A 10,480-nucleotide genomic window follows, 5' to 3' on the forward strand; every position below is an offset into this window, starting at 1 on the left:
ACCTGGTCAGCGACCGTGCCTCCTCCGCCGTCGACTGGCGCCTGTTCCTTCCCGAGAGCTGGGACGACACCAAGCACGGCGACGACGCGTTGCTGGCCGAGGCGATCCGACGCCGCCGCGCCAAGGCCGGCATCCCCGAGACCGCTCGCCACCGGGAGAAGTGGCGCCTGGCCCTGGACATGCTCGACGAGGTCCGCGAGGACTGGGAACTGCCAGACCTGCCGGTCGTCGCCGACGCCGGATACGGCGACGCCACGGGCTTTCGCGAGGGCCTGACCGAGCGCGGCCTGACCTACGCCGTCGCGGTCAAAGCCACCACGACCGCGCACCCCGGCGACGCCACGCCCGAGCGCCCGCCGTACTCCGGGCAGGGCCGCCCTCCCGTGTCCGCCTACCCCCAGCCGCACACCACCCTGCGCGCACTGGCCCTGACAGCCGGACAAACGGCCACCCGCACCGTCACCTGGCGCCAGGGCAGCAAGGCCACCAAGCACAACCCGAACGCCGACATGCGCTCACAGTTCCTGTCCCTGCGGGTCCGCCCGGCCAACCGGTCCATCCGCCGCGCCGCCGACGGCTCCCTGCCCGAATGCTGGCTGCTCGTCCAGTGGCCACCCCACTCCGCCGAGCCGACCGACTACTGGCTCTCGACACTGCCCGCCGACACCCCACTACGCGAGCTCGTGCGAATCGCCAAGATCCGCTGGCGAGTTGAGCACGACTACCGTGAGCTCAAGGACGGTCTCGGCCTGGACCACTTCGAGGGCCGCAACTACCTCGGCTGGCACCGCCACGCAACCCTCGCCTCCCTCGCCCAGGCCTTCTGCACCCTGCTGCGGCTCGACCCAAAAGCCCCTGCGCCGGCCTGACCCTCTACGCGGTCCTCCGCGAACTCCAGGCCCTCCTGGCCACCTGGACCGGCGCCTGCTCGATATGCGGCCAACCCGCAGCAACCCCCGAACCCCACCACAGGATCTAACAAAGCCCTATTAGCGGGCGGTCAACAGCAGTTCGAGTGCCCTGAGCGCGGCGGCGGCGGCACGTTCCGGGGGCCAGGAGGCAGGGTCCTCGATGGTGGCGACGAAGAAGCCCCGGATGATCAGAAACAGCACGTCGGTGGCGACGGTGTCGGTGAGGTCGGCGTCGGCCATCGCACCGGCGATGGTGGCATAGGCGTCGCGCGCCTGCGCGTGGGCCGAGGCGGTGAGGTCGGCCGGCAGGGTCTGCGCGATGGCGAGCATTTCGACCCACAGCCGACGCAGTACGTCGTCGTCGCCGGTGCTGGTGCAGTGCCACTCGACCAGGGCGCGCAGCCGGGGGATCCCGGTCAGGCCGTGCACATGTTGTTCCAGATCGTCCTGCCAGAGCCGCTGGTTGACCTGGAAGGCGTTGAACATCAGGGCGGCGCGGCTGGGCAGGTAATTGGTGATCACCGCCGTGGAGCCGCCGAGCTCCTTGGCGACCGCGCGGATGGTCACCGACCGGGGCCCGCTCTCTTCGGCAACCCGGACGGTCGCGGCTGCGATCTCCTGAAGCCGCTGGGTTTCATCGACGTCAATCGGCATCCAAGCAATCTACTGCAGAGTCTTGACGGGCATTACGCGAGATGCAACGTTGTTGCACAACGTTGTTGTATCACGCCGGTTCCTGGCCGGCGGAGCAGATCCTTCCGCGCGTCACGCGCCCTATCGGCAGGGGAATCATGTCCTTGGAGTTCCGCCGCATCGAGGCCGAGCCGGTCCCGCCGACCGCGCAGCAGCACATGGTGCGCATGCGCGACGGCGTCCGGCTGGCGACCGACGTCTATGCCCCCGCCGGCGGTGGTCCGGCGCCGGCCGTGCTGGTCCGGCTGCCGTACGACAAGAACAGCCGGTACGTCTTCATGGACAAGGTGGCCGAACGGTTCACCGCCCGCGGCTATGTGCTCGTTGTCCAGGACGTGCGGGGCAAGTTCCGCTCCGAGGGCGCGACCACGGCCTGGACCGGCGAGGTCAACGACGGCTATGACTCCATCGAGTGGATCACCAACCAGGAGTGGTCCAACGGGATCGTCGGGATGTTCGGCGACTCCTACTACGGGTTCGCCCAGTGGTCGGCGGTCGCGAGCCAGCACCCGGCGCTGCGCGCCATCGTCCCCCGTGTCACCTCCACGGGCTTTGCGCCCAGCGTGATGAACCCCGGTAACCCGTCGATCCGCCGGGTGCCGTGGATGGAGGGGGCCATCTACCTGGCCACCCACTGGGTGGACAGCCACACCTATGACTACAGGCCGGACTACTCCGTGAGGCCGCTGCGCGACACCTTCGAGCAGGCATTCGAGGCGATCGGTTCCCGTTCGACCGCCTTCGACCTCACAGTGCCCAGCCCGATCGCGCTGGACGCCTACAACGCCACCCACCCCTACGACGCGCGCCCGGTACCGGTGCTGCACTGCGTGGGCTGGTTCGACAACATCGGCTCCGCCCACATGTACGACTACACGCAGCTGGCCAAGCGGCCCGGCTGGGCGGCCGTGCAGTACCTGTGGGCCGACTCCATCGACCACGAGAACAACTTCCTCCACGAAGCGCCCCTGCACGATGACGACGACCACAGTGCCAACGACGAGGCGCTGGAACGCATGCTGGACTCCTACACCGGCCCGGCGCTGGACTTTTACGACGTCTTCCTGAAGGGGCTCAAGGACCCCGGCAGCCTGCCCCGGGTGCGCTGGCACCTGGGCCACGTCGGCTGGCAGACCTCCGAGGTGTGGCCGCCGGCAGGCGCGCAGACGTACTCCCTCTTCCTCGCCGATGTCGAGGCCGCCACCGGAACCGCCCCCGGAGGCTCGCTGAGCGAACAGGCCGGGACCGGCAGCGTCGACTGGCGCTACGACCCGGACGACCTGGTTCCCTCCGCCGTTCCCAACACCTGGGAGTTTCTGCGCCGCTACCCGGACGAGAGCGCCACCGCCGACCGCGGCGATGTGCTGCTGTTCAGTGGCGCAGTGCTGGAGGAGCCGCTCGACCTGGCCGGTCCGGTCGAGCTGCGGCTGGAGGTGGCGAGCTCCGCACCCACCTTCGACGTCCTCGCCAAGCTGGTCGACGTCGGTCCCGACGGAGCCACTCACCAGATCGTTCGCGGCGACGCTCAGGGCACCTGCCGTGGCGAGCTGCGCCTGGACCTCGGCCACACCGGCTACCGCCTCCGGCCCGGCCACCGGCTGGCCCTGATGATCACCAGCAGCGACTTCCCACTGTACGTCCCCAACTCCGGGACTGACGAGAGCCCGTGGCTGACCGTCACCCCCAAGCCGAGCACCCAGACTCTGCACTCCGGAGTCCTCAGCCTCACCGTGACCAGATAACCCTCTCCTGCCTCAAGGGACATCTCATGCGGACCTCGACCAGACACTGCTTCGCGTCCATCGCAGCCGGGGGGCTCCTTGCGACGACCGCAGCCTGTGGGGGAGCCTCGGCCGACTCCGGCAAGGAGACCGACCGGATCACACCGACCGTCATCACCCCCGCCGCGTCCGGGAAGCTCGGTGAAATCACCTGGAACCTGCCGATGGGTGAGCCGACCACGCTGGACCCGGCCAAGGTCGGCGACTACTCGCCCAGCACGGTGGAGGCCAACCTCTGCGACTCACTGCTGCGCCTCAAACCTGACTACTCCTACGGCCCGGGCCTGGCGCAATCCTGGACTACTCCCAACCCCAGGACCCTGATCCTCAACCTGCGACCGGACATCACATTCTGGGACGGCAAGCCGATGACGGCCGACGACGTCGTCTACAGCCTGACCCGCCAGCAGGACCCCAAGTCCGGATCGATCAGCACCGCCCTCTTCGCGCACGTGTCCTCGATCGCCAAGAGCGGGCCGTTGCAGGTGACCGTCAGGTTCTCCAAGCCGGACGAGCTGTTCCTCAAGCTGCTGTCGACCGAGGTGGGCGCGGTCAGCCAGAAGGCGTACGCCACCAAGGCTGGAAAGAACTACGGCCAGGTGGCCGGCGGCCTGATGTGCACCGGGCCCTTCAAGCTGGGCTCCTGGAAGTCGGGCCAGTCCATCACCATCACCCGCAACCCCGCCTACTGGGACCCCACGCTGCAGCCCAAGGCCAACAAGGTGGTGTTCAAGTTCATCACCGACGGCAACACCCTCTCCAGCGCGCTGCTGTCCGGCCAGATCGACGGTTCCTACGAGGTGCCGCTGCAGACGATGCGGGCGGTGGCCGGGAGCAAGACCGGCAACCGTCACTACGGCATCGCCACCCAGTCGGTCACCCTTCTCGTCGCCTCCGACAAGTCCCCACTGGCCGACAAGCGCCTCACCGACGCGCTCAGCCTGGTCCTGGACCGCAGCGCCATCGTCAAGAACGTGTTCGGCGGGCTGGCGTCCGCGGAGAAGACCTTCATCCCGCCGACCGTCTGGCGGCGCTCGCAGGCCCACAAGACCTACCAGCAGGGATATGACGCCCTGCCCGACGTCCCCGCCGTCGATGCCGCGGCGGCCAAGAAGCTGGTCGCACAGGCCGATCCCGCCCGGCGCACCCTGGTCGTCGCCACCCCGGCCGGGGACCAGATGAGCATGCAGATCCTCACCTTCCTCCAGGCCGGAGCCAAGGAGATCGGCCTGGACCTGCAGATCAAGCAGATGCAGATGGTCGACTACTCCAACCTCTTCTACGTGCCCACCGGGCGGGCCGGGATCGACCTGATGATCGCATTCGGCTACATCGAGGTCCCCGATCCGCTCTCCTACGCGCCCGCCTTCGTCGCGCCGGGAGGCCTGTTCAACTGGTCGGGCTACAGCGACCCCCAGGTCACCAAGCTGCTCGACGACGCCCAGTCCACCCTGGACCCGGTCCGGTCGGCGGAGCTCTTCAACCGGGCCCAGGCCCGGTACTCCGCCACGCACCCGGTCGTGTCGGTGGCAGCGCCCTATGAGCGCATGTTCATGAACAAGCGGATCAGCGGGGCTCCGGCCTCCTTCGCCTACATCAACATGCCGTGGGCGGCCATGATCGGCGGCACCGGAAGATGAGCCGGTTCCTGCTCACCCGGGCGGCCGGGCTGTTGATCATCCTGGCCGTCGCCAGCGTGGCCATCTACGGGTCGATGCTGCTGGCGCCGGGCGATCCGGCGACACTGCTGGTCGGCGGTGGGAAACCGCCCAACCCCGAGCTCATCGCCTCCATCCACCGCGAGTACCACCTGGACGATCCCTTCGCGGTCCGTTACTGGCGGTGGCTGACCGGCGCGCTGCACGGAGACTTCGGATCCTCGCTGGCCTTCCGCGACAGCGTCAACCACCTGCTGGCGGAGCGGATCTCCAGCACGCTGACACTCGCGGGGTACGCGGCAGCGATCATCCTGCTGGCCGGTATCACCCTCGGCACGGTGGCCGCGCTGCGAGGCGGCCGGTTCGAAGTGTCCGTGACCGCGCTCTCCGCGGCCGCGATGGCAGTCCCGACGTTTGTGATCGGCGCGCTGCTGGCCTACGTCTTCGGAGTCCGGCTGTCCTGGTTCGCGCCGTCGGGCAGCGGCAGCGGCATCTCCGGCGTCTTCCGCTACCTCACCCTTCCGGCCGTCGCGCTGGCGTTCTCCTGGATCGGCTACGTGGCCCAGATCACCCGTACCTCTGTCCGCGCCGAGCTCCGCTCCGAACACGTGGAGACCGCCGACAGCCGTGGCATCCCGCGCCCGGGCGTCATCCGCCGCCATGTGCTGCGCAACGCCTCAGGTCCGATCTTCGCGGTCTCCGGCATCGCCATGGCCGGGCTGATCGCCACCACCGCCGTGGTCGAGAAGGCGTTCGGCATCAACGGCATCGGCGCGCTGCTCGTCGACGCCGCCGCCAAGCAGGATTTGGCCACCGTGCAGGCCATCTCGCTGATCATGGTGGCCTCGTTCGTCGTCCTCAACACACTGGTCGACCTGGTCACCGCGCTGCTCGACCCCCGCGTCCTCAAGGGGAGGTCCTCATGAGCACCTATCAGATCGCCGGTGCCCTGCGCGGCGGCAGGCGACGGGTCGCGGTCGCCGACCCGGTGACGGCGGCCGCCGGCTGTGTGGTCGTACTCGTGGTCCTGGTGGCGCTGTTCGCCCCGCTCATCGCGCCGTACGACCCCAACGCCGTCGATCCCGCCGCGGTCTACGCAGGCCCCTCCGCAGAGCACTGGCTCGGCACCGACGACACCGGACGTGACATCCTGTCACGTCTCATCCACGGCGCCCGGCCCAGCCTCATCGCCCCTGCGGCGGTGGTCCTGCTGGCCACCACGGCCGGCACCACGCTGGCCATCGCCGCCGCGTGGGCCGGCGGCTGGGCGGACCGGGTCATCTCCGGCGTCCTCGACGTCATCTTCGGCTTTCCCGGCCTCATCATGGCCGTGGTGGCCGCGACGATCTTCGGCCCGGGGCTGCTCGTGCCGGTGCTGGCCATGTCGATCGCATATGTGCCGATGATCGCGCGAGTGCTGCGGAACTCCGCGCTGAAGGAGCGCAACCTCCCCTACATCGCCGCACTGCAACTCCTCGGAACCCCGACCTGGCGGATCTGGCTGCGCCACCTGCTGCCCAACCTGCTGCCGATCGTCATCGTCCAGGCCACCGTCGGCTTCGGCTATGCGCTGCTGGACATCGCCGCGATCTCCTTCATCGGGCTCGGCGCGCAGCCGCCACAGGCCGAGTGGGGCCTGATGGTGTCCAGCGGCTATCCGGGCATCCTGTCCGGCCAGGCAGGCCAGGTCCTCTACTCCGGGATCGCCCTCGTGATCGTTGTGATCGCCTTCAATCTGCTCGGGTCGGGGCTGTCGCGCAAACTGCTCGGGGAGGGCCTGTGAGTTCGCCGCTGCTGTCGCTGGAAGGGCTCGGCCTGGAACTTCGGGTCGACGGGTCCTACCGGACCGTGATCCACCAGGTCGATCTGACGGTCGGTCGGGGCGAGGCAGTCGGGCTCGTCGGGGAGTCGGGGTCGGGCAAGTCGCTGACCGCGCGCAGCGTGCTCCGGCTGCTGCCGCCCGGCGCGCGGCCGCGCGGAGACATCCGTTTCGACGGCGTGCCCGTGCCCCAGGGCGGCTCGTCCGCGCTGCGCACATTCCGCTCCACCGAGATCGCGATGATCTTCCAGGACCCCCGGGCCCACATCAACCCGGTCCGCTCCATCGGCGATTTCCTCACCGAGGGCCTGGTCACCACCCGAGGCCTGCCACGCAGGCAGGCCGAGGCAAAGGTGGTCGCGCTGCTCCAGGAGGTCGGCGTCGCCGACGCCGCCCGTCGGATGCGCCAGCACCCGCACGAATTGTCCGGCGGACTGCTGCAGCGCGTCATGATCGCCGCTGCGCTGGCCGCCGAACCCAAGCTGCTGCTGGCCGACGAACCCACCACCGCCCTGGACGTAACCACCCAGGCCGAAGTCATGGCCATCATCGACGAGGCCCGCGCCGAACGCGGCCTGGCGATGGTCTTCATCACCCACGACCTGGAACTCGCCGCCGCCGTCTGCGACCGCATCGCCGTGATGTACGCGGGCTCCGTCGTCGAGGACCTGCCGGCCGACGCCCTGCACGACCGCTCGGCCCATCCCTACACCCGGGCCCTGCTGGCCTCCCGCCCCAGCATCGGCGAACGCGGCGGCACCCTCCGGGCGATCCCCGGACGCCCGCTGTCGGCCTTCGAGGTCGGTGCCGGCTGCGCCTTCGCACCCCGCTGCTCCCGGGCCCAGGAGACCTGCCGTACCCAGCGGCCCTCCCTGTCGCCCGTGGGCAAGGGAAACGCCGCCTGCCTGTTCCCCGGATCGGAGGCACCGAGTGTCTGAGCCCGCACTGGAGGCGGCCCGCCTCCGCAAGACGTTCGGCGACTTCGTGGCTGTGGACGACGTGTCCTTCGCGGTACCGCCCGGCGGGTCGCTGGCGATCGTGGGGGAGTCGGGGTCCGGCAAGACCACCACCGCCCGCATGATCGCAGGGCTGGAGCGGCCCACCTCCGGCACGCTGGCGATCGCCGGCGCCCGGCCCTCGCACGACAGGCTGGGCAGGGCACGCCAGATCCAGATGGTCTTCCAGGACCCCTACTCCTCACTGGACCGCCGCCAGAAGGTCCGCGACTGCATCGCCGAGGCCCTGCGCCTGCACTCCCGCCTGCGAGGCGCGGCGTTCCAGGAGCGGCTGGACGAACTGCTCGACATGGTCGGCCTGGACGAACGCCAAGGCCGTGCCCTTCCCAGGGCCCTGTCCGGGGGCCAACGGCAGCGCGTCGCCATCGCCCGCTCGCTCGCGGCCTCGCCGAAGATCCTCGTACTGGACGAGGCCGTGGCGGCGCTGGACGTCTCCATCCAGGCACAGATCCTCACCCTGCTCTCGGCCATCCGCCGCGAGACCGGGGTGACCCTGCTGTTCATCACCCACGACCTGGCCGTAGTCCCGCACATCAGCGACGAGATCCTGGTCATGCGGCACGGCCGGGTCGTGGAACACGGTCCGGTGGACACCGTCCTCGACCACCCGGCCGACCCCTACACCCGGCGCCTCGTGGACGCGATTCCGCGCCCCGGCTGGGTCCCCAGGCGTGCGACCGCATTCTCCGTCCTGCCAACGGAAGCCGGTGAGCTGCGCTCACCCTGACCGGCTCAGCGCCGCTTCCACACGTCGGTCTTCCACCAGGCGACTGTCCATGGCGCAGCCCGTGTTGCGGGTGGCACGGGCTGCGCGTCGCCGTGCCCCCATTGATGAAGCTGAGGAGAATCCCTTGAAGGATTTCGACGAGTACGACGCCACCGGCCTCGCGCAACTGGTCGCGTCCGGTCAGGTCAGCCCCCGCGAACTGGTCGAGGCCGCGATCAGCCGGATCGAGGAGCGCAACCCGAGGATCAACGCGCTGTCCTCGCGCCATTTCGACAAGGCCCTCGCGGCCGCGGACCAGCCGGTGAGCGGGCCGTTCGCCGGAGTACCGTTCCTGGCCAAGGACGCGGGAGCGGCGATCAAGGGCGAGCCGCATCACTTCGGGTGCAAGGTGCTGCAAGACTCCGGCTATGTGGCCGAGAACGACAGCTACCTCGGCATCAGGTTCCGGGAGGCCGGGTTCATCAGCCTCGGCCGGACGACCACACCCGAGTTCGCGGTCAGCGTTGTCACCGAATCAAGCGCCACCGGCATCACCCGCAACCCCTGGGACCTGGACCGGATCACCGGAGGGTCGTCCGGCGGCGCGGCCGCCGCAGTGGCCGCCCGGATCGTCCCGGCGGCCCACGGCAACGACGGCGCCGGGTCCATTCGCATGCCCGCCTCCATCAACGGCTGCGTAGGCCTGAAATCCACCCGTGCCCGAGTCTCCAACGGGCCCGATGCCGGCGAAATCTGGCAGGGTCTGGCCCACCAGGGCGCCATCACCCGGTCCGTCCGCGACACGGCTGCCATCCTGGACGCCATCTCCGGCCCGTTCCCCGGCGACCCCTACGTGTGCCCGCCGCCGACCCGGCCCTTCGCCCAGGAAGTCGGAGCTCCCACAGGCAGGTTGCGAATCGGCGTCCTGACGTCGATGCCGGGGTTCACCACCCACCCCGACTGCGTGAGCGCGGTGGAGGACACCGCACGCATGCTCGAAGCGCTCGGGCACGATGTCATCGACGCCTACCCGACAGCGATAGGAGGCTGGGCGGACATGCTGCCGGCCTTCACCGACCTCATCTCCTGCTATGTGGCGGCCGACCTCAGGCTGATCGACATGCTGGTGGGCCGCAGGGTCGACATCACCGAATACGACCCCATGACCAGGCACTACGCCCGCCGAGGCCTCAAGGCGTCCCCCAGCGACTTCATCGAGACCATCGACCGACTCCAGCGGTGGGGCCGCGACGTGGCCTCCTGGTGGCAGGAGGGCGTCCACGACATCCTGCTCACCCCGACGCTCAGCGGTCCGCCGGCACCGGTCGGCGAACTCGACCTCGACGAGCGCAACCCCGACGAGTCGCTGCACAAGCACTACTCCTACTTCCCCTACACCCCCGCCTTCAACGTCACGGGGCAGCCCGCGATCTCGCTGCCCCTGCACCGCAACGCCCAGGGCCTCCCGATCGGCGTCCAGCTCGCCGCCGCGTACGGCCGCGACGACCTGCTCATCCGCCTGGCCTCCCAGCTCGAGGAGGCGCACCCGTGGGGCGCTGACCGGCCCACCTGGCTCTCGGACCAGTCCTGAGGGCTGTCCCGTCATCCCCGGCGGGCGCACGACGACAGCTGCGGCACCTCACTGCGTTGTCGGGCTCGCCCCGATACACCCAGTATCGGGGCGAGCCTCCGCCTGGCGATCGCACCAGATGCCGCCCGGCCCGCCCTACCGGCGGACGACGCTCCTTTCGAAACACGCCCGTCATAAGCACCGAGACGTTGCGCGGAGTGATGCAGCGTCCGCCGTGTCAACGGCTCTCGTTCACCACCATGGCCGAGCCGCCACCTCGCCGCTTGGGTTCGGCGACCGCCGTGACCTTCCCGTCGCGCTGGAAC

Annotated in this window: 9 protein-coding genes; 8 read left to right on the forward strand and 1 reads right to left on the reverse strand. The window is 69.6% G+C overall.

Annotation, left to right across the window (positions count from 1 at the left end):
* The coding region (locus AB0N06_RS36190) for an IS701 family transposase (protein ID WP_366138935.1) at positions 1-869 on the forward strand (869 nt) is incomplete at its 5' end.
* Between the two features lie 120 nt (positions 870-989).
* On the opposite strand, the gene AB0N06_RS36195 is transcribed toward AB0N06_RS36190, so the two are convergent.
* The gene (locus AB0N06_RS36195) at positions 990-1,565 is read right to left on the reverse strand and encodes a TetR/AcrR family transcriptional regulator (protein ID WP_366138936.1); all 576 of its coding nucleotides are present in this window, start codon (positions 1,563-1,565) and stop codon (positions 990-992) included.
* Positions 1,566-1,702: 137 nt separating this feature from the next.
* On the opposite strand from AB0N06_RS36195, the gene AB0N06_RS36200 reads away from it, so the two are divergent.
* The 7 genes from AB0N06_RS36200 (at position 1,703) to AB0N06_RS36230 (ending at position 10,175) form a co-directional block, all read left to right on the forward strand.
* Positions 1,703-3,346, forward strand: coding sequence for a CocE/NonD family hydrolase (locus AB0N06_RS36200; protein WP_366138937.1), 1,644 nt, complete (start codon positions 1,703-1,705; stop codon positions 3,344-3,346).
* Positions 3,347-3,372: 26 nt separating this feature from the next.
* Positions 3,373-5,025 carry an ABC transporter substrate-binding protein gene (locus AB0N06_RS36205; RefSeq protein WP_366138938.1) on the forward strand — a complete coding sequence of 551 codons (1,653 nt, stop codon included), beginning with the start codon at positions 3,373-3,375 and terminating at the stop codon, positions 5,023-5,025.
* A complete protein-coding gene (locus AB0N06_RS36210; RefSeq protein WP_366138939.1) occupies positions 5,022-5,969 on the forward strand; it encodes an ABC transporter permease in 948 nt (315 codons plus the stop codon). Before AB0N06_RS36205 ends, AB0N06_RS36210 begins: the two co-directional genes overlap by 4 nt.
* A complete protein-coding gene (locus AB0N06_RS36215) occupies positions 5,966-6,826 on the forward strand; it encodes an ABC transporter permease (protein ID WP_366138940.1) in 861 nt (286 codons plus the stop codon). Before AB0N06_RS36210 ends, AB0N06_RS36215 begins: the two co-directional genes overlap by 4 nt.
* Positions 6,823-7,800, forward strand: coding sequence for an ABC transporter ATP-binding protein (locus AB0N06_RS36220; protein WP_366138941.1), 978 nt, complete (start codon positions 6,823-6,825; stop codon positions 7,798-7,800). The genes AB0N06_RS36215 and AB0N06_RS36220 overlap by 4 nt, the downstream gene beginning before the upstream one ends.
* Complete coding sequence (locus AB0N06_RS36225) at positions 7,793-8,605, forward strand: ATP-binding cassette domain-containing protein (protein ID WP_366138942.1); 813 nt, start codon at positions 7,793-7,795, stop codon at positions 8,603-8,605. The genes AB0N06_RS36220 and AB0N06_RS36225 overlap by 8 nt, the downstream gene beginning before the upstream one ends.
* A gap of 124 nt (positions 8,606-8,729) precedes the next feature.
* A complete protein-coding gene (locus AB0N06_RS36230; RefSeq protein WP_366138943.1) occupies positions 8,730-10,175 on the forward strand; it encodes an amidase in 1,446 nt (481 codons plus the stop codon).
* Positions 10,176-10,480 lie beyond the last annotated feature (305 nt).

The organism is Streptomyces sp. NPDC051020 (assembly GCF_040683105.1).
Lineage (GTDB): Bacteria > Actinomycetota > Actinomycetes > Streptomycetales > Streptomycetaceae > Streptomyces.

Coding starts and splice junctions, on each gene's coding strand:
- AB0N06_RS36195 (WP_366138936.1), bottom strand. CDS start 1,565: ATGCCGATTGACGTCGATGAAACCCAGCGGCTTCAGGAGATCGCAGCC.
- AB0N06_RS36200 (WP_366138937.1), top strand. CDS start 1,703: ATGTCCTTGGAGTTCCGCCGCATCGAGGCCGAGCCGGTCCCGCCGACC.
- AB0N06_RS36205 (WP_366138938.1), top strand. CDS start 3,373: ATGCGGACCTCGACCAGACACTGCTTCGCGTCCATCGCAGCCGGGGGG.
- AB0N06_RS36210 (WP_366138939.1), top strand. CDS start 5,022: ATGAGCCGGTTCCTGCTCACCCGGGCGGCCGGGCTGTTGATCATCCTG.
- AB0N06_RS36215 (WP_366138940.1), top strand. CDS start 5,966: ATGAGCACCTATCAGATCGCCGGTGCCCTGCGCGGCGGCAGGCGACGG.